21 protein-coding genes, 1 pseudogene and 3 other annotated features are annotated in these 24776 nt (G+C 43.3%); of the genes and pseudogenes, 4 read left to right on the top strand and 18 right to left on the bottom strand.

The window, feature by feature from the left end; genetic code table 11:
* Nucleotides 1-415 precede the first annotated feature (415 nt).
* Complete coding sequence (thrS, locus tag MKX49_RS19180) at nucleotides 416-2323, bottom strand: threonine--tRNA ligase (protein ID WP_445670171.1); 1908 nt, start codon at nucleotides 2321-2323, stop codon at nucleotides 416-418.
* A 59-nt stretch (nucleotides 2324-2382) separates the two neighbouring features.
* Nucleotides 2383-2605: a binding site (T-box leader), on the bottom strand.
* A gap of 31 nt (nucleotides 2606-2636) precedes the next feature.
* Nucleotides 2637-2858 (bottom strand) — a binding site (T-box leader).
* A 30-nt stretch (nucleotides 2859-2888) separates the two neighbouring features.
* Nucleotides 2889-3109 (bottom strand) — a binding site (T-box leader).
* Nucleotides 3110-3219: 110 nt separating this feature from the next.
* Here thrS and MKX49_RS19185 point away from each other — a divergent pair.
* Nucleotides 3220-3534, top strand: a complete 315-nt coding sequence (locus MKX49_RS19185; protein ID WP_340877367.1) for a hypothetical protein — start codon at nucleotides 3220-3222, stop codon at nucleotides 3532-3534.
* A 1-nt stretch (nucleotide 3535) separates the two neighbouring features.
* Here the strand turns inward: MKX49_RS19185 and MKX49_RS19190 are convergent, their stop codons facing one another.
* The 12 genes from MKX49_RS19190 to MKX49_RS19245 all read right to left on the bottom strand — a co-directional run bounded on the left by MKX49_RS19190 (nucleotide 3536) and on the right by MKX49_RS19245 (nucleotide 16240).
* Nucleotides 3536-4186, bottom strand: a complete 651-nt coding sequence (locus MKX49_RS19190) for a DUF7010 family protein (protein WP_340877368.1) — start codon at nucleotides 4184-4186, stop codon at nucleotides 3536-3538.
* Between the two features lie 259 nt (nucleotides 4187-4445).
* Entirely contained in the window at nucleotides 4446-5939 is a 1494-nt protein-coding gene (locus MKX49_RS19195) for an amino acid permease (protein WP_340878576.1), read from the bottom strand.
* Nucleotides 5940-6060: 121 nt separating this feature from the next.
* Complete coding sequence (locus MKX49_RS19200; protein ID WP_340877369.1) at nucleotides 6061-7386, bottom strand: peptidase; 1326 nt, start codon at nucleotides 7384-7386, stop codon at nucleotides 6061-6063.
* An 11-nt stretch (nucleotides 7387-7397) separates the two neighbouring features.
* Nucleotides 7398-8579, bottom strand: a complete 1182-nt coding sequence (locus MKX49_RS19205; protein WP_340877370.1) for a thiolase family protein — start codon at nucleotides 8577-8579, stop codon at nucleotides 7398-7400.
* Nucleotides 8580-8598: 19 nt separating this feature from the next.
* The gene (locus MKX49_RS19210) at nucleotides 8599-9261 is read right to left on the bottom strand and encodes a 3-oxoacid CoA-transferase subunit B (protein WP_340877371.1); all 663 of its coding nucleotides are present in this window, start codon (nucleotides 9259-9261) and stop codon (nucleotides 8599-8601) included.
* Nucleotides 9246-9944, bottom strand: coding sequence for a CoA transferase subunit A (locus tag MKX49_RS19215; RefSeq protein ID WP_340877373.1), 699 nt, complete (start codon nucleotides 9942-9944; stop codon nucleotides 9246-9248). The genes MKX49_RS19210 and MKX49_RS19215 overlap by 16 nt, the downstream gene beginning before the upstream one ends.
* 10 nt (nucleotides 9945-9954) lie before the next feature.
* Nucleotides 9955-11322: an aspartate aminotransferase family protein gene (locus MKX49_RS19220; protein WP_048688598.1), complete on the bottom strand. Its 1368-nt coding sequence runs from the start codon at nucleotides 11320-11322 to the stop codon at nucleotides 9955-9957.
* Nucleotides 11323-11366: 44 nt separating this feature from the next.
* Nucleotides 11367-11606 (bottom strand): ferredoxin, encoded by a 240-nt coding sequence (locus MKX49_RS19225; RefSeq protein WP_063594590.1) that lies wholly within the window; start codon nucleotides 11604-11606, stop codon nucleotides 11367-11369.
* Nucleotides 11607-11618: 12 nt separating this feature from the next.
* Nucleotides 11619-12482 (bottom strand): putative beta-lysine N-acetyltransferase, encoded by an 864-nt coding sequence (ablB, locus tag MKX49_RS19230; RefSeq protein WP_340877374.1) that lies wholly within the window; start codon nucleotides 12480-12482, stop codon nucleotides 11619-11621.
* A 65-nt stretch (nucleotides 12483-12547) separates the two neighbouring features.
* The gene (locus MKX49_RS19235; protein WP_048688594.1) at nucleotides 12548-12814 is read right to left on the bottom strand and encodes a YokU family protein; all 267 of its coding nucleotides are present in this window, start codon (nucleotides 12812-12814) and stop codon (nucleotides 12548-12550) included.
* A 2-nt stretch (nucleotides 12815-12816) separates the two neighbouring features.
* On the bottom strand, nucleotides 12817-14253 hold the full coding sequence (gene ablA / locus MKX49_RS19240; protein WP_048688615.1) for a lysine 2,3-aminomutase: 1437 nt from the start codon (nucleotides 14251-14253) through the stop codon (nucleotides 12817-12819).
* A 505-nt stretch (nucleotides 14254-14758) separates the two neighbouring features.
* Nucleotides 14759-16240, bottom strand: a complete 1482-nt coding sequence (locus MKX49_RS19245; RefSeq protein ID WP_340877375.1) for a sigma-54 interaction domain-containing protein — start codon at nucleotides 16238-16240, stop codon at nucleotides 14759-14761.
* Nucleotides 16241-16426: 186 nt separating this feature from the next.
* Here MKX49_RS19245 and MKX49_RS19250 point away from each other — a divergent pair, with 186 nt between their 5' ends.
* Nucleotides 16427-16912 carry a GNAT family N-acetyltransferase gene (locus MKX49_RS19250; RefSeq protein ID WP_340877376.1) on the top strand — a complete coding sequence of 162 codons (486 nt, stop codon included), beginning with the start codon at nucleotides 16427-16429 and terminating at the stop codon, nucleotides 16910-16912.
* A 241-nt stretch (nucleotides 16913-17153) separates the two neighbouring features.
* On the opposite strand, the gene MKX49_RS19255 is transcribed toward MKX49_RS19250, so the two are convergent.
* The gene (locus tag MKX49_RS19255) at nucleotides 17154-18143 is read right to left on the bottom strand and encodes a LacI family DNA-binding transcriptional regulator (protein ID WP_340877377.1); all 990 of its coding nucleotides are present in this window, start codon (nucleotides 18141-18143) and stop codon (nucleotides 17154-17156) included.
* Between the two features lie 137 nt (nucleotides 18144-18280).
* Here MKX49_RS19255 and MKX49_RS19260 point away from each other — a divergent pair, with 137 nt between their 5' ends.
* Nucleotides 18281-19129: an HAD-IIB family hydrolase gene (locus MKX49_RS19260; protein WP_340877378.1), complete on the top strand. Its 849-nt coding sequence runs from the start codon at nucleotides 18281-18283 to the stop codon at nucleotides 19127-19129.
* Between the two features lie 81 nt (nucleotides 19130-19210).
* Here the strand turns inward: MKX49_RS19260 and MKX49_RS19265 are convergent, their stop codons facing one another.
* A complete protein-coding gene (locus MKX49_RS19265) occupies nucleotides 19211-20128 on the bottom strand; it encodes a M15 family metallopeptidase (protein ID WP_445670135.1) in 918 nt (305 codons plus the stop codon).
* Nucleotides 20129-20760: 632 nt separating this feature from the next.
* Between MKX49_RS19265 and MKX49_RS19270 the strand changes: the two are divergent.
* Nucleotides 20761-21335 (top strand): annotated as a pseudogene (locus MKX49_RS19270) (DUF6434 domain-containing protein).
* A gap of 365 nt (nucleotides 21336-21700) precedes the next feature.
* Here MKX49_RS19270 and MKX49_RS19275 read toward each other — a convergent pair.
* The 3 genes from MKX49_RS19275 to MKX49_RS19285 are packed head-to-tail and all read right to left on the bottom strand — an operon-like array spanning nucleotide 21701 to nucleotide 24478.
* Nucleotides 21701-22348 carry a 3-oxoacid CoA-transferase subunit B gene (locus tag MKX49_RS19275; RefSeq protein ID WP_323599387.1) on the bottom strand — a complete coding sequence of 216 codons (648 nt, stop codon included), beginning with the start codon at nucleotides 22346-22348 and terminating at the stop codon, nucleotides 21701-21703.
* 16 nt (nucleotides 22349-22364) lie between these two features.
* Nucleotides 22365-23060: a CoA transferase subunit A gene (locus tag MKX49_RS19280; protein WP_340877383.1), complete on the bottom strand. Its 696-nt coding sequence runs from the start codon at nucleotides 23058-23060 to the stop codon at nucleotides 22365-22367.
* Nucleotides 23061-23092: 32 nt separating this feature from the next.
* Entirely contained in the window at nucleotides 23093-24478 is a 1386-nt protein-coding gene (locus MKX49_RS19285) for a GntP family permease (RefSeq protein WP_340877384.1), read from the bottom strand.
* Nucleotides 24479-24776 lie beyond the last annotated feature (298 nt).

Consider the following 24776-nt stretch of genomic DNA (forward strand, 5'->3'; position numbering starts at 1 on the left):
ACACTGGTTCCAGTAGCCACTATTTAGAGCCATTTAAACGCAGGCCGGCAAGGTCATTGCTTCAGAGGTTTTTGGGGTAACACCCAGCACACCTTTATTTTAATGGGGATAAATAATACTAACTGGAATGGTACAGATACTCGAAGGCGGCATACCAAATGAGGTACATCATATAGATATAGTTGGATTACAATAAGGTTAACCTGCCCTGTCGGTGGCGGCGGTCAAGGCGGCCCGGGGGGTAACTGTTTTCAGCAGTTCATTCCTGGTGTTGGCTGGGTATGGATTTGTAGATAAAAAGAAACAGCCGATTTATTCGGCTGTCTTTTCTTATTCCATTTACTCGTGAATTACGTGCTTTTACTCGTGAGTTTCTCGCTTTTACTCGTGAATTCCAATTTAAGCTGCTTTCCTGTTAGATGCTGCGTTCTTTTATTTGCTGGACCATATTCTTGATGAACGTTTCTATTGTGACATTTTCAAATTCTTGTTCCCCGTATTTACGGACATTTACTTCATTTTCTTTTTCTTCTTTATCTCCAAGGACCAGCATATATGGGATTTTCCCCATTTGTGCTTCCCTGACTTTATACCCCAGCTTTTCATTCCGATCATCGATTTTCACTCTTATGCCTTGATTCTTCAGTGCTTTTTGAACCTGTAAACAATAATCCAGATGAACTTGTGAGACAGGGATGATCTGTACTTGCACCGGGGCGAGCCATACTGGAAAAGCACCGGCAAAATGTTCTATCAGGATTCCAAAAAATCGATCGATCGATCCAAAGATGGCACGATGAATGACGACCGGACGGACTTTTTCATTATTTTCATCGATATAAGTCAGATCAAATTTGTCGGGCATTTGAAAATCAAGTTGGATTGTTGCACATTGGTGGCTTCGTTTTAATGCATCTTTAATATGAAAATCAATTTTTGGTCCATAAAATGCCCCGTCCCCTTCATTTACTTGATATTGTATCCCGATGCTTTCCAGAACATTTTTCAGGGCTGTTTCAGAAGCTTCCCAAAGGGATTCATCGCCCATTGAATCCTCCGGACGAGTCGAGAGCTCCACGGAATACTCGAATCCAAAAGTGCGATACACCTTATCGATCAGATGAAACACTTGTTTAATTTCACTTTCGATTTGATCCTGCCGTACATAGATGTGGGCATCATCCTGACAAAATGTACGGACACGCAGCATCCCGTTCAATGCACCGCTATATTCATGCCGGTGGACTTGACCGAATTCGGCCATCCGGATGGGTAAATCCCTGTAAGAATAAAGACTGTTTTTGAATATAAGCATATGACCCGGACAGTTCATTGGCTTCATCGCGAATTTTGTTTGATCCACCTCAGTGAAGTACATATTCTCGTGATAATGATCCCAGTGGCCCGATTGTTCCCATAACCGCTGGTTCATCATGAAAGGAGTCCGAACTTCGTCGTAATCAGCTTCAGTCTGAAGCTCCCGCGAGAACTTCTCCAATTCATTTCTAACGATTTGTCCTTTCGGTAAATAAAATGGCATTCCAGGGGCTTCCTCCGAAAACATGAATAACTCCAACTGCTTCCCTAATTTACGGTGATCGCGTTTGGCCGCTTCTTCCAGGAATTTAAAATGATCCTGTAAATCCTTATTCTTTCGAAAAGCCACGCCATACACCCTTTGGAGAACTTCATTTTGATTGTCTCCCCGCCAATAGGCACCAGATACACGAGTCAATCTGAATGATTTTACAAATGATGTGGATGGAAGGTGCGGCCCTCTGCAAAGATCGATGAATTCCCCCTGTTGATAGAGCGTTAATTTTTCACCATTGGGGATGTTCTTGGCTATATCCAACTTGAATGACTCCCCTCTGCCCTCGAATAACTTCACAGCTTCTTCATATGTCACTTCGATCCTTTTAATTTCCAGATTTTCACTTATGATATGTTCCATCTCTTTTTCAATGGCTTGCAGATCTTCTGAGCTCAAAGGATGGTCTAACTTAAAGTCATAGTAAAAACCGTCTTCCACGACTGGTCCCATCCCTAATTCCACATTTTTGTATAATCTTTTTACAGCCTGTGCCAAAACATGCGCCGCTGTATGCCGTAATACTTGTAATCCTTCATCCGAATCGAGAGTCAAGATCGACAGTTCGCCATCTTTATTAAGCATGTGACTTAGATCAACCAGTTGCTTATCCAGTTTTCCAGCTACTGCCTTTTTCCTTAAACTTGAGCTGATTGAGCTTGCCACACTTTCCACTGTGATCCCTTGCGGATACTCCTTTTGCTGCCCATCCGGGAATTGTACTTTAATCATTTTTTCACCCATCACATAAACACCCCTTTTTAATAATAAAAAAACGCACACATCCCTATGCAAGGGACGAGTGCGTTTACCCGTGGTTCCACCCAATTTCCCATAAGCAAAAAACACTCATGGCTCTGGAGCTTGTAACGCAGCTTAGACGATATCAGTTACTTTTTGTTCACCGATATAGCTCAAAGGCGGTAAATCAGTTTCCTAAGCCAGGAAGTTCGCAGCTGCCCTTCCCTCTCTGCAGACCGTAAAAATGATTCATGTCCTTATCATCGCCATATTTTTATATAGAAAAAAACGCACACATCCCTATGCAAGGGACGAGTGCGCTTACCCGTGGTTCCACCCAATTTCCCATAAGCAAAAAACACTCATGGCTCTGGAGCTTGTAACGCAGCTTAGACGATATCAGTTACTCTTGTTCACCGATATAGCTCAAAGGCGGTAAATCAATTTCCTAAGCCAGGAAGTTCGCAGCTATCCTTCCCTCTCTGCAGACCGTAAAAATGATTCATGTCCTTATCATGGCAATAATTATAATAATAAAAAACGCACCCATCCCTATGTAAGGGACGAGTGCGTTTACCCGTGATTCCACCCAATTTCCCATAAGCAAAAAATACTCATGGCTCTAGAGCTGTAACGCAGCTTAGACGATATCAGTTACTCTTGTTCACCGATATGGCTCAAAGGCGGTAAATCAGTTTCCTAAGCCAGGAAGTTCGCAGCTGCCCTTCCCTCTCTGCAGACCGTAAAAATGATTCATGTCCTTATCAATGCTTCTAAAATTTTATATTGTTATATATATTACAATATATTCCCATAAGTGACAACCTCAATTTTTTTCATTCCATTACTAACACCAAATTGGTATAATTAGTAAAAAAGGAGTCTCTATGAAACGTTTAAGCAATTGGTCAATCGCATTTGCAGTGATTGGTATCCTATCATTTTGCTGTTCCCTTGCTTTTTCAAAAGCGTCCGAGCTGCTTATGATTTCAGGATTCGGTGCGTTGCTAATTGGTATGTTATGCAGCTTAGGGGCCATGTATAAAAATGAAAGAGGAATGTCGAAATTTTTGGCTGTGGCTGCATTCTTTCTTTTAAGTTTCATTCTCGTTTGGAATGAACCATTTCAAATTGTCAGGCTCTTGACCTGGATGAAAAATCAAATGAAAAAACCCGTTCGCCATGACGGGTTTTTTCATTGATTCATTCTTCATCGGCTATCGTTCGACTTGAATTCTTTATTCCAAGCCATAGCGTAAGTCCAGTGGTCCAGAGTATTAGCGCGCATCCAAAGCCGAGCAATGATAACGGTGCAAGGATTTGATACTCCCCAAGCATGACGGTGTCTGGCACTATCAGCCATGTAATAAGCGCCAATAAACAGAGAAGCACACCTGTTGCATAATAAACCTTGATTTGGAAAAGTGACGCCAATGGTAAAAAATGAATCCCTACAATAATGGCAATGACTCCCGGTATAAGATCGGTCTGATTGATCAAGTTACAGATGGCAATGGCAATCCCGATCAGCAAACCTTCGGCAATGAAGACCATATTAAACAAAAATCCGATACGCTTAAGACGTCTTGCCCCATCATCTGAAACTTGATTGGACATTTTTTGTGATGCATGTATTAATGAAATGCCAACGATAACCATGATGATTCCCACGAATATGACTGCGAGTTCCACGTAGGGAAACCCCCACCCCTGCAATCCCATTACACCGGTACCCGCCCACAGTGTTCCGAAGACCGCCATGAAAATGACTCCAATTCCAGAACCGCGAAACGCCTCTTTCATCATCAGTTTCCTTTCATCCACAGTATAATCGTACATAGCATAATATTGCACCACTTCCCCAATTATTCAGCTTTAAAAAATGATTTAAGATGAGATAAATGCCGTTTCGCAGATATAATTCGATTTCCGCAGATATATTCCGTTTTTCGCAGATATATTCCGATTTTCGAAGATATATTTCTATTTTCGCAGATATAATCCTATTTTCGCAGATATATTCCGATTTTCGAAGATATATTTCGATTTCGATACAAATCTTCATAAAAAAACCTGAGTCCCCAAAGGGGAGCTCAGGTTTTTTCCATTGGTATCAAGCCACATCTGATTTATCGAATTGACAATCTTTTAATGCTATTAATTTGGTCTTGTGATAAATCTTGTATCCTAACCAGACTGCCAGGAATATCGGTAGTCCGATATAGGAGACTGCGACACCATACCAGTCGATGCTGCCGCTTAGGAATGCTCCATAGTTCTGTCCTGCTATGACGAGCATGCACAGGGTGAATGAAAGAATCGGACCGAATGGAAACCATTTTGCTTTATATTTCAGTTCGTTTAGGTCACCACCCTGCGCAACATAGGCACGTCTAAAGCGATAATGGCTTATGGCGATTCCAATCCAGGCGATGAAGCCAGTCAGCCCGGATGCGTTCAATAGCCATGTAAATACATGGTCTCCGAAAATGGAGGTCAAGAAGGCGAATCCTCCAATTAAGGATGTCATGATCAAGGCATTCATCGGGATCCCCCTGCGGTTGACTTTGGCCAGGAATTTGGGAGCTTGATGATCTTTTGCCATCGACCATAACATCCGCGTTGATGCATATAGCCCTGAGTTTCCGGCGGACAGTAAGGAAGTTAACACGACCGCATTCATGACGGATGCCGCGAATGCCAGCCCTGCCCGTTCAAAGACAAGCGTGAAAGGGCTTACAGAAATGTTTTCGACATTTCCGTTCAACAAGCTTGGACTTGTATACGGTATTAAGAGACCAAGTATCAGGATGGCCCCGATGTAAAATAATAGGATGCGCCAAAATACTTGGCGGATTGCATTCGGAACGTTTTTTTCGGGTTCTTCACTTTCCCCGGCAGCAATACCAACCAGTTCTGTGCCTTGAAAAGAAAATCCCGCGATTAGAAAGATTGAGATGATCGATAAAAATCCTCCCTTGAATGGTGCCTCATCCATGGTGAAGTTTTCAAATCCGATCACCTTTCCGCCAAAAATCCCCAATATGGTCATTAAACCAATAATGATGAAGCAAATGATGGCAATGACTTTTATTAGTGCAAACCAATATTCAGATTCACCATAGCTTTTAATGGATAGGGCGTTGAGGGTGAAGACGATTCCAAGAAATAAGGCACTCCAAATCAGGCTGGGTACATCAGGGAGCCAGAATTTCATGATGATGGCTGCTGCAGCTATTTCCACGGCAAGGGTGACTGCCCAGTTAAACCAATAATTCCAGCCAAGTGCAAAGCCGAATGCGGGATCAACAAAGCGTGTGGCATAGGTGGAAAAGGATCCCGACACAGGCATATATGTCGCCATTTCCCCTAAGCTCGTCATCAGGAAATAAACCATGATCCCAATGCAGGCATAGGCAGCGAGGGCACCGCCGGGCCCTGCGCTCTGGATGGTTGCCCCGCTCGCCAGGAATAATCCGGTTCCTATTGAACCGCCGATGGCAATCATGGTCATATGTCTTGCTTTCAGTTGCCTTTTAACTGTCGGTTCTTGATTATCAATGGGATTCCTTTTAACTGTCGGTTCTTCATTATCAATGAGATTCATGTCCATAAGGTTCCTACCTCATTTTCTTTTAAAGTTAAAAGTTCAAGAATAAAAGAGTTTTTTAACAACCGCTTTGTGAAAAACTTAATCGTTCGCTTCACTTGCTGGGATGCCATCCAGTTTAATTGCCATTTCCTAGTATCGTCTCCCTAGTCCCGGATTGGGTGACCGCATCCTGCTCAGTCTCCATTCCACACCATTGAATTAGAGTAAGCGCAATGATTTCGGCTGTGGAGAACACGTTGTCAAGCAGGATGTATTCATTTGGATAGTGGGCAACCTCGGTTACTCCTGGTCCGAAAACGATAGCTGGCGTTTCACCGACATGTGTCAGCAATCCCCCATCCGTTCCCCATGGGGAGGCTTCAATGACCGGGTCCTGTCCGGCAACTTGCCGATATTGATGAACAAGTGCATTCATCAGTTCGTGCTCGACATCAATTGACCCTGGAACCCAGCGTGCCCCGAACCATTCCAATACGGGCGGGTTTTCCTTGAACCATTGGTCCGCTTCCCCGAGCTGCAATAACCAGGCAGCCATTTCGTCTTTCGCCTGCTCCATCGTTTCTTCCGGCGCAACCCCCATCCTTCCTTCGACTTTCACAAGGTCGGGAACGGATGACGGCCAATTACCGCCTTCAATGACACCTAGATTGATTGGAATCGGAATGGGCGTATTCTGATAGAGCGGATCACTGATACGTGCATTTCGCTTTTCTTCTAAGGCACGAATATGATTGATGACAGTCATGCTTTTTTCAATCGCACTAACGCCTTCATACCTTGTTCCTCCATGGGCTGACCGGCCTTTAACATGGATTCGGAACCACATCGAACCCTGCTGTTTCGGGAAGATCCTCATATTCGTCGGTTCAGGAATCAGGGCGGCATCGGCTTTATACCCTCTAAGGACAGCCGCTAATGTTCCGGCACCGCCGCTTTCTTCTTCAATTACACTTTGAAATATGACATCTCCTTTTAATTGGATGCCATTTTCCTTCAAAGCCTGCATCGCCAGGATCAGCGATACATTTCCACCCTTCATATCGGTTACGCCGCGTCCAAACATTCTTCCATTCTTAATCGCTCCGCTATATGGGTCGTCGTCCCACTGATCTCGGTCTCCGTCCGGAACGACATCGATGTGTCCGTTCAAGATGATGGAACGTCCGCCTCCAGTCCCTTTCATGATACCCACCACATTGGGGCTGTTGGAAAATTCACTGCGCGGAGAATAGAAATAAGAATGCTTTTTCAGCTCGCTGCCGTCTGGTTCCCAACTATCGATCTGCAAACCCATTTCCTGCAGCTTTTGGGCGACGATGGCCTGTGCCCCCGCTTCATTTCCTTGTGTACTCGGGGCTTGTACCATTTTTTGCAATAGGTTCGTTCCTTCTTCCCGATGATCCTTGATCCATTGGTTTATCCGTTTTTGTATATCCGGCACGATTATCCTCCTTAATTACACATATTCTCATAGATTACTGAAAGTCCCATTCCGCCTGCCATACACAACGTTACCATTCCGTACTTAACTTGTGAACGCAACATTTCATGCATCAGTGTGACTGTCAATTTTGCACCTGTTGCTCCTACAGGGTGACCAAGTGCAATTGCCCCCCCATTGACATTGACAATATCCGGATTCAAATCTAACTCCTTGATCACTGCAAGTGCTTGGGCAGCAAAGGCTTCATTAAGTTCAATCAGTCCGATATCCCCTAACGATAGACCTGCTTTTTCCAATGCCTTTCGAGTAGCGGGTACTGGTCCAATCCCCATAACTCCAGGTTCAACTCCTGCACTGGCAAAAGCCTTTATTTTCAAGAGCGGTTTTAATCCCTTTTCTTCTGCTTGCTGCTTGGACATTAAAAGTACAGCTGCAGCCCCATCATTCATAGGACAGGCATTTCCTGCCGTAATGGTTCCTTCATTTTTGAATACTGTCTGAAGACTGGCTAGTTGATCTAGATGAATGTCCTCGCGTACCCCTTCGTCTTGGTTGAAGATTTGAAACCCTTTTCGATCCTTGATTTTAAGCGAAATAATTTCTCTATTAAAGCGACCCTCTTCTATAGCTTTCCAAGCCTTCTTGTGGCTTTGATAAGCAAATTGATCCTGTTCTTCACGACGGATACCATATTTTTCAGCCAAGCGCTCGGCAGTGATTCCCATATGGTCATTTTCCAAGGAACATATTAATCCATCTGCCAGCAGAGCATCCTCCATCGTTAAGTTTCCAAATTTACCGCCCCATCTATTTTTCACGATATAAGGCACATTGCTCATGCTCTCCACTCCGCCGGCAATAATGACGTCTTCTTGACCAGCAGCGATAGTTAAAGCGGCGTTGGTAATGGCCTTTAAACCTGATCCACATGCTTTGATTACAACGTGTCCTGGGACACTGTGTGGGAAACATGCCAGCTGCGACGAAATTCGTGCCGAGTTAAGTCCGCCTCCGTGGACATAGCCGTGTCCGAAAATCACTTCATTGACTTTTTCTTTACCCAAACCGGAATTCTCCATTAAACCTTCCAATACTTGACGGCCCAATTCGGTAGCTTTAACATTCCTGAGTGATTTTCCAAAGGATCCAACTGCAGTTCGCGCTCCAGAAACGATGACAACCTCATTCAAGCTTTTTTCCTCCTCTTACCTATTCAATGATGTTGACGGCAGCATGGATTTTCAATGATGCCTCTGTATTCCTTATCACATCATCCACGGTATATGGCGCCATGACTTCCTTAAGCACCAATCCCTCTTCTGTAACTTCCATGACAGCCATATCAGTAATGATTAAATCCACACTCTTTCTTGCCGTCAATGGCAGCGTACATGTCTTCAATATCTTAGATTCACCCTGCTTATTCACGTGATTCATCAGGACGATCACCTTTTTGGCTTTCTGGGCAAGTTCCATTGCCCCGCCCATACCCGGCACCCGCTTTCCTGGGACGATCCAATTCGCCAAATCCCCTTTTTCACTGACTTCCAGGGCCCCAAGGATGGTGATGTCGATGTATCCTTTCCTGATCATCCCAAATGCCGTTGCACTGTCAAAGTAAGAAGCTCCCATTACAGTGGTGATCGGGAAACCTCCCGCATTACAGAGGGCAGGATCTTCTTTTCCGGGATCAGGACTTGGACCCGTACCGAGAACTCCATTTTCCGCATGGAACAGCACATGGATATCTTGAGGAATATGATCTGCCACCAAGGTAGGGATGCCGATGCCTAAATTGACGATCAATCCGTCATGGATTTCCTTGGCGGCGCGTTTCGCGATGCGATTTCGTACATCTACTGCCATGCCCATTTCCAATTCACCCCTTTTGTCGGAATCACCATATCTACATAAATGCCTGGTGTGGCAATACATTCCGGATCCAATTCGCCTGCAGGAACGATTTCCTCCACTTCCGCAATCGTGAAGGCCCCTGCCATCGCTACCAGCGGATTGAAATTACATGCAGTCTTGTCGTACACTAAATTCCCAAGTGAATCGGCCTTTTTGGCATGGACGATGCTGACCTCTGCCGTCAAAGCGGTTTCCACCAAATATTCTTTTCCTTCTATCACAATCTTGCCCTTGCCTTCTTCGGCTATCGTACCAATCCCGACATCGACAAAAATCCCGCCTAAGCCTACACCGCCGGCACGAATCCGTTCGGCTAATGTACCCTGCGGTGAAAATTCGACTTGCAGCTTACCTTCAGTCATGAGCTTGCCGGCATTAGGATTGGATCCGATATGCGAGGCGATCACTTTCTTTGCCCTTTCAGCAGTCACAAGCCGGCCAATGCCGATATCAGGGAATCCAGTATCATTGCCAATCAAGGTCAATTCCTTAACGCCCTTGTCAAGGATACCCTGTACAAGCGTCGGAGGAGTTCCCACTCCGCCAAATCCGCCATACATGAGTGTGCATCCATCGGAAATATGCTCCAGCGCTTCTTCCATGGTCACAATTTTGTTTTTCTTCGTACTGACCTGCTTCATACCGTTCCTCCTAAATAGCCTGCATGTCTTCAATCAAACCTTCCGCGTGCAATTCTTGCTGCAACTCTTCGAGGGAAGCTTCCAGTATCTTGACGAGGCGATCGATTTCTTCATTCGTAATGATTAATGGCGGAGATATGATAACCGCATCACCAGCGATTCCTTCAATCGCACCTGCAGCAGGATAGATTATCAACCCCTTCGCAAAAGCCTTGTTGACAAGCCTTGGAGTCAGGCCGATTTGCAAGTCGAATGGCGTTTTTGACACCCGATCTGAGACAAACTCAAGTCCAAGGAGAAGCCCTTTCCCTCTAACATCACCGATGATGTCGAATTTCTCAGCCAAGCCTTGCAGCTTCTTAAACAGATATTGACCTTTCTCTTCCGCTGCCCGAACCAGGTCATTGCGCTCAATGTAGGAAAGCACTTCCAATGAAATGGCTGCCGATAGAGGGTTTGCACTATATGTGTGTCCAGCCATGATAGATTTCGAGCCTTTTAAAATCGGCTCCATGACACGGTCAGTAATCATCGTGGCTGCGATTGGAGTATACCCGGCGCTCATTCCTTTACCCAATGCGATGATATCCGGGGTGACTCCCCAGTGTTCCATTGCGAACATTTTCCCTGTCCTGCCGATTCCCGTCATTACCTCATCGGCGATAAAAAGAATGTCATAGGTTTCGCAGATTTCCTTAATCCTTTGATAGTAGCCATCCGGCGGTGTTACAGCACCAGCGGATGCCCCGATTATCGGTTCTGCGATGAAGGCTGCGATATTCTCGGAGCCGACCCTTTGAATGGCTGTCTCCAGTTCATCTGCACACTTAAGCTTGCATCCTGAAGTTTCATTATTATGAGGACAGCGATAGCAATAAGGAGCAGATATGCTAGGAAAATCCTCCAATAGCGGCACAAAACGTTTTCTTCTTGGTACATGGCCTGACATCGATAAAGCGCCCATCGTGATCCCGTGATAACTGGTCCACCTGGAGATTATACGATTTTTTCGCTCAAACCCTTTTTCTTGCCAATGTTGAATCGCGATCTTCATTGCCGTTTCGGTCGCTTCCGATCCACTGTTCACAAAAAATGACCAATTCAGATCCCCTGGAGCCAGCTCACTTAGCTTTTTGGCCAATGCCTCTGCGGCTCCACTCGTAAAATGAGACCTATATGCAAAAGAAACCTTGCGGGCCTGCTCCGTCATGGCCTCGACAATATCCAATACACCATGTCCAATACTTGCCGTGACCGCTCCTGATGAGCCGTCTATATACTGTTTTCCATCTGTATCATAAAGATAAATTCCATTCCCATGAGAGATAGTGGGATAGTCCTGATCTAAAGTAGGCTTAATCAAATGATTTCGTTCCATTTCATCTCTCCTTTTAACATTCGTACACATCATCTATTAATCTATTACGTTCTTAAAAGACTAAAAGGCTCATCCTGAATCAGGATGGATTCCGTAGGGCAGCCTTCCATGGCATCTTGCATGTCATCATGCAGGATTTCAGGAACTTCGGCAATTCCCTGATTATCGTCCAGGATGACGAAAGCGATCCCTTGATCGTCATAGTCATAAATCTCAGGACCTGTTGAACCGCACGCCCCGCACGCAATGCACGTTTCTTTATCAACCCATGTGTATTTAGCCATAGAAAAATCCTCCTACTTGAGGGATAAATCTTTACCCCAAATATTCATATCCTCATACTTATCCCAAATATTACAGTTCTTCGTTAATCTGCCGCCATATTCATATCCAAGCTGATGAAAGACGGCGTTCATGCCCATTGACAATGAACGGGCCAATGAATAGGAGCAATAAATGTTTTTCCTGTACAATTCTTGTTCCAATGCGGAGATGAGCACCTTCATGAAACCATGCTTTCGATGCTGGGGAATTGTTGCACAGTCCGTTATCTCAGCATTATGATATATCTCATTCACTTCAGCGGATGCAGCACTCACGATGGTTCCTTCATATTCGATAACACTAAAGATCGTCCCTTCCTCCATCACTTTCTTGATATATCGTTCATCATTCATCGGTGTAGGGTAGGTTTCAAAAATGGCACCATATAGCTTCGCCAGCTCTTGTGCATCTTTCTCCGTAGCAGACCGGAGGATATAACCGTCAGGGATTTGCTGGGATGCAATCGGTCTAGGAACTGTGGTTACATCTTGGATGACCATATCTTCCTTGGCCCAAAAGTCGCTAGTCCGCCTTTCATCCGTTAAATAGAAGGCCATGCAATAGGCATCATTCCCTTTGAAATACTTGCTTAATATTCCTTCCAGCATGAATCCCTGACCCAACGCTGCTGATAAATCTTCATTCCTTGCTTTAAGTATCACTTTTGTAAAGCCCTGCTCCTTTGCGATGGCAAGGGCCCGATCGATCGCTTTTTTGATATTTCCCCGATAATCATCCATGCGTAAGCGCTGATTGGCATGATCATGATAGAGCTCCATCGTATAACAATCCCCGGTCTCCATTTGGGTGAAAAAAGGCAGCTTTTGAACAGGCATCATGTATCCCCCTTATTTAAAGAATTCGGGAGAAGAGATGCCTATCATCCGCTTCTCCCGGCATTCTATTTCCAATTGAATAATTTTTTGACAGGTGCCTGAAGAAGCTGTTCATACGTAAACTCATCAGGATATTCACTCACATCATATATGGATAAGGCTTCATCAACCTTTTGATTCATCGAATCAGACACATAGATTCCGCATTCAGGACAGTTTATGGCCGGAACTTGAAGGACTTTTATTGAGCGTTTCCCGTCAGGCATGATCCAGTAACAATCCTTCTTTTCGCTTTCTTCCACGTTTGGGGTATTGCACCATAAGCAGTCCATCTTCATTCCTCCTTGCCATCAGATTTCACCGAACCGCTAGCGGCCAAGGCATTCTTTTTTTCTTGGGCCAACCTTAATTTTTCCTTCATTTCATCCCGTTTATCACGGCGATCCTTCAAGGAAGCATGTTCATCAGTGCTTTCATACGCTTTTCTCTTGTCAAGACGACGAAGGCCCTCTGGCACCAAGTTGAATTTCTCATCCGTCATGAGCGCAGAAATCCCGACGGCTTCTTTCCTATCCGCAGTACCATACACTTCATCGAAGTAAGCATCCGCACTGCCGGCAACATAGTTCTTCGGCTCCGGATAGCTTGTGATTACTCCTTCAAAGTTCCGTAAAACGACTTTATCCGGACTTTGCGAAAGGAGGTAATTCGGAGTCAAGGCAATCTTTCCGCCGCCGCCAGGAGCATCCACCACAAAGGTTGGCACTGCATATCCTGATGTATGGCCGCGCAGCGCTTCAATGATTTCCAGTCCTTTTGAAACCGGCGCCCGGAAATGGCCAATCCCTTCAGATAGATCACATTGATAAATGTAATAAGGTCTTACCCTTGCTTTAACACAGTCATGCATAAGCTTTTTCATGATATGGACACTATCGTTGATACCAGCGAGGATGACTGCCTGATTACCAAGCGGCACCCCTGCCATCGAGAGCATATCACATGCTTTTTTCGCTTCATCCGTCAGTTCAAGTGAATGATTGAAATGCGTATTCAACCAAACCGGATGGTATTTTTTCAGAATATTACATAAATTTTCCGTAATCCTCTGCGGGAAAACGACCGGTGCACGTGTGCCGATCCGGATGATTTCCACATGCGGGATGGCGCGTAGGTTACTCAATACGTATTCAAGGATCTTATCATTGATCAACAGGCCGTCACCGCCAGAGATCAGGACGTCCCTCACTTCCGGAGTGTTCCGGATATATTCAATCGCCCCGTCAAGCTGTTTCTTGGGAACACCCATGCCAACCTGACCCGAAAAACGGCGTCGCGTACAATATCTGCAGTACATGGAGCATTGGTTCGTTACAAGGAATAGAACACGATCCGGATAACGATGCGTCAATCCTGGAACAGGGGAATCCTCATCCTCATGCAGCGGATCCTCCAAATCATATCTAGTCTTGTTCATTTCTGCCGAAAGCGGTACAGACTGTAAACGAATCGGACAGCGAGGGTCATCGGGATTCATCAAAGAAGCATAATAAGGCGTAATGTTCAACGGAATCGTTTGAGTCGAAATCCGGACTCCTTCCTCTTCCTCCGGTGTCAAGTTGACGACCTTTTTCAGATCATCCAGTGATTTAATCGTATTGGTCAATTGCCAGATCCAATCATTCCACTGCTCTTCCGTTACATCCTTCCATAATTCGATATCATTATAATGCCTGCGTCCACCTAGGTATTCTTTATGTTTTACATCCATTCCCATCAAATTCATTAATAATGCCCCCTTATTATTAGAACTTATCTATATACTCTCGCAAGAATGATGCCAACATTGATAACAAGGAAATCATAAGCAAATGGGGGTAAACCGAGCTTAAAATCGCAAGATATTTTTCATTATGCATAATTTTTTGCAGCCAGATTCTTTGCGCCAGCAATAAAAAAGAAGGCTCTCTTTACACAAGAGCCCTCCAGTTTGTAGACAAAAGGAGTTCTATCCAAATTTTTAAACATAGTTGATTGGAGCGGGTGTTCGAGACTCCTGCGGGAATAGCGAGTCCAAGGGAGACCCACAGGCGTGAGTGTGCCGATGGCGGACCGCCCGCGGAAAGCGAGTGCCCTACGTTCCAATCAACGTCCAAATTTGTACAAGCAAAAAAATGTAGACGAACTCGATTTTCATCGAGCTTGTCTACATTCTGAAAGTCTCTTTAGATTACATCATGATACGACAGTGACAGCGTTTCCAAAAAAAACTGAATTCACTTGGTTTCCTTCGACCCTGCCGTATATACTTTTTCAATGCCGTACTTGTTTAACTTATATTGCAGTCCCTGCCTTTTAATATTGAGGGCTTCTGCCGTTTTGCTGATATTCCCGTTATATTTCTCGAACATATTGATGATCATTTCCCTTTCCATTTCTTCAAGAACGACAGGTAAATCAATCCTGTTTTTCAATGGGGAAGGCTGGCTCTGTGCATTTGCTGCAGCATAATTTCCTGAAGGGAAAAGATAAGCAGGAAGATGGTGTTCATCAATCATATCTTCCCCAGCGTCCATGACGTTAAAGGTTAACTCGATGGCATGTCCCAGTTCACGAATGTTCCCGGGCCATGGATATTGAAGAAGCCGCTGCATCGCCTTTTGACTGATTCCGCGCACTTCCGTAAAAAATGATTTGTTGAATTTTTGAATAAAGTGATTGACGATTTCCGGAATATCCGTTTTACGCTCGGAAAGAGAAGGCATCTGGATCGTTACGACATTGAGGCGAAAAAACAAATCCGAACGAATGATTCCCTGCTCCAACGCCTCTTCCGGAGAAATGTTCATCGCAGCAATGATTTTCACATTAATCTTTTGCTCCTTCGAACCTCCAACACGGCGCACTTCACCTTCCTGAAGCACCCGCAGCAATTTTGCCTGCAGACCGAGGTCGAGGCTATTCAGCTCATCAAGGAAAAGAGTACCGCCATTTGCCTGCTCAAAAATGCCCATGCGATCCATCGCTCCGGTAAAAGCCCCTTTCGTCGTGCCGAACAGCAGCCCCTCCATCAATTCCTTTGGAACGGCCGCACAGTTTTGCGCGATGAAAGGCTGATTTCGCTGAGCACTTACATTATGTATACTTTGCGCGATCAGTTCCTTCCCTGTCCCTGTTGGTCCATAAATCATGACTGGGGAATGTGTACGGGCCGCTTTTTTAGCCAAGGAAATCGCTTGCTTAAAAGCAGGGCTATTGCCGATCAAATCACTAAAATGATAGGTCGCCGTCCCTTCAGAGAACTTATTTTTCCTATGCGTCTCGGCCAGTTGGGAACGCAAATCGACAATTTGGTCATACATATTCATGACCTTCGTAATATCCTTTGCGATTTCCACTGCCCCAATAATTTCACCATCCTCATACAAAGGATACGTACTATTGATCGACGTTATTTTTTTCTCCTTTAAATTGACATATGTTTGAATGGACTCAATCGTTTCATTGCCTTTTTCCAAGGCTACATGCAGCGTACTGGATTCATCAGTCAATGAAGGATAAAGCTGAAAAATATTCTCCCCCAGCACCTGCTCACGATCCAGCCCGTCGATATGCGCCATCATTTCATTGTAAAAAACCGTATCCCCATCTTTATTCACAATATGGACACCCACATTGATCACATTCAATATCCATTCAAATTGAGTGGAAAACTGATTTACTGAAGATTTCATTTCTTCATCTCCGTTCTCTGTCATTTGATAGAATCACCTGTAAATTATAGCATTTAATGGGAAACATTCATCTCTTTATTCTTATTTAAATCAAACTTCAGTACAAAGGTAATAGAATAATAAGGTCAAATAAAGGAATCTCGCATTAAGCCAAGAAGATTATAAGAGAAAATATAAAATTCAGGGGTGAGTCGGATTTCGGAAACTAGATTGGAAATTAAACCGTGGGAAGATAAAGACCTTCCATTACTATTTCAACTAAATGCCCCAGAAATGATGGAACATCTTGGCGGACCAGAAAGTAATGAACAAATCCTGAAGCGTCATCAGCGGTATCTACAGATTGGTGATAAGGGATGCATGTTTAGCATCATCCCGTTTCCAGAGGCAAAGGCAGCCGGTTCCGTTGGCTACTGGCAAAAAGTGCGGAACGATGAATTCGTGTACGAAATCGGTTGGAGCGTCCTCCCTTCCTTTCAAGGAAAAGGAATCGCATCTCATGCCGTGAAGGCACTGATAGAGAAAATCAAAGCCGAACGAAATTACCAATACATTCACGCATTCCCTTCGATCACTAATCCTGCATCTAACGCAATTTGCCGCAAGCTCGGCTTCAATCTCATCTCCGAATGTGAATTCGAATACCCGCCAGGGAGCTTTATGAAATGCAATGATTGGTGCCTGGAACTAGAATGAATACTTTAGATGAATAGCGGATTTTTGTACAGGAAGGATCATACCGTGGTAAGTCGAATTATGTTGGGTTTAGGTGAATTATTTCCCGGGAAAGTCGAATCATTCTGGGGGTTGGTCAGATTATTCCCGGGGTAGGAAGAATTATTCCCGAGGCAGGGCGGATTACACCCCTTAGAATTTCTTTAGTGTCTGTCTGAAAGGATAATGAACTGAATATGGAGCTTTTATATCTTTATGAAGGTTAGGTCGATTCTCTGATTTTAAGTTCTGTAGGTAATTTAATAATGTCGCGCTTTAATTTCAAATCTTCATTTAAATATTTTATCAATTCTATTACAGTGCGTTGCCCTAGTTCCATAATCGGTATATCGATTGTGGTTATGGTAGGGGTTGTGACTTGGCAAATAGATTGATTATCATAACCAACTATGGCTAGGCATTCCGGTATTTTGTAGCCCAACGCAGTTGCCTTTTTAATAATTCCTGCTGCTACCTGGTCATTTCCAGTAAATAAGGCAGTAGGTTTTTCTTTTAATTTTACTATTTCATCACAAATACGGAATCCATCTTCAATACTAAATCCATGTCCAAATATCCAATCGTCATTATGCAGTAAATCATGATCCGCTAACGCTTTTAAAAACCCCTCTTTTCTTTGACCCTGGGCCTGACTATAAGAAGTATCGTAGCAGAAACCTATTTTCCTATGGCCTTTTTCTATTAAATGATTAACAGCTTTGTATGTCGCTTCGAATTCGTCATATCCGATAATCGGTATAGAAGCGGAATGATGGTATTCATTACACAGTAAAATTGGGCCGTATTTCAAATAAGGCTTGATTACATTCCATTCATTTTCTAACGCTCCTAAAATAACCCCATCTACTTCTCTATTCTTTAATTTCCCCATAACATCCAATTCATTTTTCGAATCATAAAAGGTTTGAAAAATAAGAACCTTATAATCATTTTCCAATGCTGCTAGAGATACTCCTTTAACCAATTGGGCAAAGAATGGATGATCGAAACTTGGGACTGATATTGCAATGGTTTGGGTTTTATTTGTCCTAAAATTCCGGGCTAGCGAACTCGGTGCATAATCAAGCTCTTCCATGACCTTTAAGATTTGTTCCCTTTTTTCTTTCGATACATATGGATGATTATTTAAGACTCTGGATACCGTTGTTTTAGAGACATTACATATCTTGGCTATCTCGCTAATTCTCGTCATTTAATCCCATCCTTGTAATAAGTGGTTGACATGTTATCGATTTCAGAAGTTATGATTAAACCGTTCCTAATATATTAACAAAATTTCTCTGAGTTGTATTTTTAAAAAGTTATATTTTAGCGAATGGAGGGATTGTTATGTTTTTGAATAAAAAGGGCGGGTTTCAGTTATTGCCAAAGGTTGAAGACCCAAAATACATTGTATTCTGTGATTTCGATGAGACCTATTATCCTCACTCCATGAGTCACGAGAGACAGGAAGATGTATATGAGCTTGAAAATTACTTAGAAGCAAAAAGCATGGATGAAGAACTTGTCTTTGGCTGGGTCACTGGGAGTAGTATCGAATCAATATTACATAAAATGGAACAAGGTGGATTCAGGTTTTTCCCGCATTTTATTGCCAGCGGCTTAGGCACCGAAATCACCTATTTCTCGGAAAATAACTTTTTGGAAAGTGATCCAGATTGGCATTCGCAGATTAATATCGAAGAATTTAATAAGGGGAAAGTCGATGAAATTTATAATGTTCTACTTAACGGCAATATACCATTGATTCCTCAGACTCAAATGGGAAGTTCACGCTACAAAAGAAATTATTATTATCAAATACAACATGAATCCGTCGACAAGAAGAATTTAGCTACCATCCAGAGGGTGGCCAAAGAGTATGGGATAGGGGTAAATATCAATCGATGCAATCCCCTTGCCGGCGATCCTGAAGATAGTTATGATATAGACTTCATTCCATTAGGCACTGGAAAAAAAGAGATTGTCCGTTTTATGCTAGACAAATTCGGGCTGAGTCGGGAGCATGCCTTTGCTTTCGGGGATAGCGGCAATGATCTGCTCATGTTAAAAAGTGTTAAACATGGTTACCTTGTTGGGAATGCAACTCAAGAAGCAAAGGAAGCTCATACTAAAATAGCGACAGGTACGTACTCCAAAGGAATATTAAGAACTTTGCAATCCATCATTACTATTTGAGTGGAAGTATAAGTAATGAGGAAAAGGTAGTTGATGCGCTCTTGCACAGCTTTACTTTCTGCTAACGGTATGGATTTTCCATCAAGCAAACAATTCATTCCATGTTACTTTGCCTGCAAGCTTATCAGCGGAAATCTTACTTGCTTTCTGGTATTTGAATAATGCCGCCTCGGTTTTTCCCCCGAATTCTCCGTCAAGAGTACCGGGGTTAAAACCTTCCATATATAACGCTGCTTGCAGGATCCATGTGATATTGCAGCTAGCTCCTTTTTTTATTGTGACGGTAGCATTCTTCGTTTTAGGTCCCCATTTTCCATCGACAACAAGCTTTTTATTGAATTGCTTATTCAATTCTATTTGTAAACCTATTATAAGGGCCGTTCGAGTTTTGGGGCCATAAAACCCATCACACTCAATATTCGTTTCATATCGGCCATTTAACGTTTGTTGAATCGAAATGATAGGATTATCTCCTTTGCCGGTTTTCTGCATTTCCCTCTTTTCTAATTTGAAGGGTAGGCGGGGTTCTTTTCCTGCTTGTAACTGTGTATGAGATAACCCGCCTGTCATCTCCAAGTGGGGGTAATCCTTGAATGAACTCCAATCCCCGCCCCATTTAAATCCTAAACCCTTACCTATGGCAGCCACTCGCTGCCATTTTGAATTAACTGTCCATATCGCTCTCCTGCCATCATCACTCACAATGAAGAAGTCAATAGCCAGTCCATAATTATGATAGGATTGCCCTGGCTTAGCGTTCGTCACAATCGGTTTAGCTAGATTACTATAGTTTTTTCCTTTGTAGCTGTAAACTCGTCCTTGACCATAAAGGTTGGCTTGTTCTTCCAAAGAGCGGTAACCTGCACTTATCTGTACCGTGATTCCTTCATTATAAGCACGTTCCACCATTTCCAATGCTGCTGCCTTCACAACAGGATTCATCCCTTTGCCCATCTTTTTCACTGATCGCTCCATTAATGTCCGTAATGCTACTTTCACTTTCATCCCTCCTTTTAAATTCCCATCAAAGTTTATATAAGACTTTTTAACGGAAAAGTAGCAGAGTTGAAAAGTTTGTTCTTATTTAATAGAGAATAGAAGTGATATGTTTTATTTATTAAACCAATGTTCCTGCTGATTTCAGAAATCCGCTCCCTTTCCGCCGGCTGCCTGCCAAGCCTCCTCGACGCAAGCGTCTGTGGGGTCTCGGCTAGCCAGTTTTTCGGCAGGAGTGTCGCATATTTCTTCCATCCATTAAGGGTTACAGTATAAAAACATGAAGAATAATCTAGTCTTCAAGATGTTTCAGGACGAGAGTAGCCTACAGTTTTTTCTTAACAATCCTTCAGTCATTTCCAGAAATCCGCTCCCTTTCCGCCGACTGTCTGCCAAGCCTCCTCGACGTAAACGTCGCCGGGGTCTCGGCTAGCCAGTTACTCGGCAGGAGTGTCGCAAATTTCTTCCATCCATTAAGGGTTACAGTATAAAAACATGAAGAATAATCTAGTCTTCAACATGTTTCAAGATGAGCCGACTGTGTTTCTAAAGGCTGTTTTCGTAAATTGTTGTTTTGAATAACAAGAACATTCGTTCTATAATGGTATATAATAGAATTTAAGGAAGTGTTTTGTTTGAGACCTAATCTATCAAAAGATATTAGCATTGAAAGTTTCAAAGATTTCTATTGGTTGAAAGAGGAATTGCAAATGTTTTGCAGGGAAAACGGGATAAGTTCTACTGGTTCAAAGATAGAAATTTCCGATAGAATTGAAACAATTCTTCGGTCAGGAGAGATAAAAAATCCTATTAGAAAAACAAAAATCAATAGGACGGTTGAGCCTCAAGTACATTTAAGCCTTGATACAGTCATTACAGAAAACCATCGTTGTAGTCAAGATGTGAGAGCCTTTTTCAAGACTGTTATCCCTATATTTCATTTTTCAACATATATTCAAAACTACTTTAAAAGTAACGCAGGGAAAACGTATCGTGATGTTGTAGATGCTTGGTATGAGGAAGAAGAACGAAAGAAAGACCCCACATTCAAGAAAAAGATTGCACCTCAATTGAATACAATCAATTCACTAGTGACTTCTTTGCTGATCCGGAAAATCAAGGTAAAAGTCGTGCAGAAGCAATTGAAGCCTGGAATAAGATCAAAAAACTTCCTGGAAGCAACAAATTTGAACCTAATAATGAAATATAAGGTCACCTTAACATTTATACTGTAAAGTGATTTGAATATTAGAAGTTCCAGTTGATTGGAACGGAAGGTACGAGACTCCTGCGGGAAAAGCGTGGCCAAGGGAGACCCCGCAGGCGAGAGCCGAGGAGGCTCCCAGACCGCCCGCGGAAAGCGAGTGCCTGGAGTGGAAATCCTTACATCCCCGCCTTCAGAAATCCGCTCCCTTTCCGCCGACTGCCTGCCAAGTATTGATAACTGAGGTGAAAAGGCCTGTCATTCCTTCATTAATAGAAATGGAATTTCCCCAAAAAAATTAGACGGCTTCCGTTCGCCCGTTTGCGAATGAAAGCCGTCTAATCATGTATTATTTTATTAACCTCTTAATCTTACGCTTTGATTTCAATAGAGGAGCTTATTGTAAAGTCAGCCTCTGTTTTACTTTTCACTTCATCAAGTGTTACGCCATTTTGCAATTCAATCAATTCCATGCCAGCGTCTGTAAATTGAAAAACGGCCAGTTCGGTAATCAGGCAATGGACGACTTTTTCTCCCGTCAATGGCAATGTACAGCTTTTTTTCACTTTGGATTCCCCGTGCTTGTTCACATGGTCCATGATGACAACAATTCGTTTTGCGCCTTGAACGAGGTCCATCGCTCCTCCCATCCCTTTTACCATCTTCCCTGGAATCATCCAGTTTGCCAAGTCCCCATTCTCGGAAACTTCCATCCCGCCTAAAATGGCTAGATCGATGTGGCCGCCGCGAATCATTGCGAATGATTCAGCGCTATCAAAAAATGATGCCCCCGCTTTTGCCGTTACCGTTTCTTTTCCTGCATTGATCAAATCCGGATCAACTTCATCCTTTTGGGGATAAGGCCCGATTCCGAGTAAGCCATTTTCCGATTGAAGCATGACATTAAAGTCATTTGGAATCATGTTGGCAATCAAGGTCGGCATTCCAATCCCTAAATTCACACACATACCATCTTTGATTTCTTTAACGGCGCGTTCTAAAATTAGTTGTCTAGTCATTCGATACTCCTCCTTTTTATGCGTTAGCAGTTGTAAGTCTTTCAATTCGTTTTTCATAGTCATTTCCTACAAGCACTTTCTGAACATAAACCCCTGAAGTATGAATTTCATCTGGATCAAGCTCCCCTGTACCCACAAGCTCCTCCACTTCGACAAGCGTGACTTTCCCTGCGGTGGCAACGACAGGGTTAAAATTCCTTGCCGTTTTCCGATATACAAGATTACCGAAATGGTCTGCTTTCCAGGCTTTTACAAAGGCAAAATCTCCGACTATTCCTTTTTCCATAATGAATGTGCGGCCATCAAACTCTTTATGTTCTTTACCTTTTGCGACTTCCGTCCCTACACCTGTAGCTGTATAAAAGGCAGGAATTCCCGCGCCGCCCGCTCTTAAACGCTCAGCCAGCGTTCCTTGGGGAACTAGTTCGACCTCCAGCTCGCCACTTAAAAATTGCTGTTCAAATAACTTATTTTCCCCAACATAAGAAGCGATCATTTTTTTGATTTGTTTATTTTCAAGCAATAGACCCAGACCCCAGTCATCGACACCGCAATTGTTGCTGACAATCGTCAAATCCTTTACACCTTTGTTACGCAAAGCAATGATTAGTTTCTCTGGTATTCCGCTTAATCCGAACCCGCCTACGATAATGGTTGCTCCATCCTCGATTTGTTGAATAGCGCTATCAAAAGATGTTAATAATTTACTCATTTTCCATCATCTCCATTCTTAATACTATTCTATTAAATAAACAGTGATGTTGCAAAAGCTATGATGAACACGGTCACTGTTTTTAAAATCGTAATCGCAAAAATATCCTTGTAAGATTGACGATGTGTCAGTCCAGTAATGGCAAGCAAGGTAATGACGGCACCATTATGCGGCAGCGTATCCATTCCGCCAGATGCCATGGATGCTATTCGATGAAGCATTTCCGGGGTGATTCCGACACTTTGGGCCACCTGCAAATAGTGACTTCCCATCACTTCCAGCGCAATCGAAAGTCCACCTGATGCGGATCCTGTAATCCCTGCCAGCACATTGACGGCAATAGCTTCGGATACGAGCGGATTACCGCTTGCATTGAACACCCAGTTTTGAATGACCGAGAATCCAGGAAGTGTTTTCACCACATTCCCAAAACCAACTTCAGATGCAGTATTGAATATGGCAAGCAATGATCCCATTGCCGCAGCTGTTAATCCACTTGCCAATTTGACCTTGATGCGTCCAACATTCAGAAGCATCGCTGCAATGATACCGATGGCCAATGCAACAATCAAAGACCAGGATGAAGTGACTGTGCTTACATCGGCAATGTTGAAAGTTTCCTTCAGCATCGAAGCATCATACCAGTGCTTAACCGAAATGGCACTGCGGCTGAAAGCAAAATTAAATGCTACGACAAGGATGAGCGGTACGATGGACAGCCAAAAGTTAGGCAGGTTTTGCTGCTCTGCACTTTCTGGCTCATTAATATGTCCTTCCCCGTATCCTTCACCATTAGCCAACGCTTGTTTACGACGACGCTCTAACCAGATCATTCCTCCAGTGAATACCATGATCGCGCCAATGATCCCCATGATGGGAGCTGCATACGTATCTGTTCCGAAATAATTCGTTGGAATAATATTTTGAATCTGAGGTGTTCCAGGAAGGGCATCCATCGTATATGTGAAGGCGCCTAGTGCAATCGTTCCCGGCAATAATCTTTTTGGAATGTCTGCTTCTTTAAAAATTGCCGCTGCAAATGGATAAACGGCGAATGCCACTACAAACAATGAAACCCCGCCATATGTCAGCGCCGAGCACGCCAGCACTACAGCAAGAATGGCCTGCTTGGAGCCTAGTGATTTTACGATGGTCTTGGCGATGGATGCAGCTGCACCGCTCATCTCCATGACTTTTCCAAATACGGCCCCTAATAAAAATATTGGAAAGAACGCTTTTATATAGTTAGCCGCAAACGTCATATATGTCTCTGTATAACTCGGCAGTAAATGTCCGCCGGATAAAATGACCGCCAGTAAAGTAACAACCGGCGCTATGATAATGACCGGATAGCCCCGGTAGGCTAAAAAGATTAAAAGTCCCAGCGCCACCACAATGGCTAAAATTTGAATCACCAATTCAATTCCCCCTTTTCTCCCTTGCCCCCAAATAATTCGGAAGCCGTTAAATAGAACTAGTAATCTCCTAAATTCCATATTTTTAATTTTTCCGCTTTTACCATTCAAGCCTGCCTTCCCCAAGTCAAGCTGAATGATCCCCCTAAATGTTGATAACGCTTTCAATAATCCCTTTTCATTTTACGTGGAAACTTAATATAAAATGACAGATGGGCCATTCACTAAGTAATTATGCAATTATTGTGCCAACTTAAATACATGGAAAAATCTCATCTTTTAAAGCTTTTTCAAACATTTC

The sequence above is a fragment of the Peribacillus sp. FSL M8-0224 genome (genome assembly GCF_038003055.1).
In the GTDB taxonomy this organism is placed as follows: domain Bacteria; phylum Bacillota; class Bacilli; order Bacillales; family DSM-1321; genus Peribacillus; species Peribacillus frigoritolerans.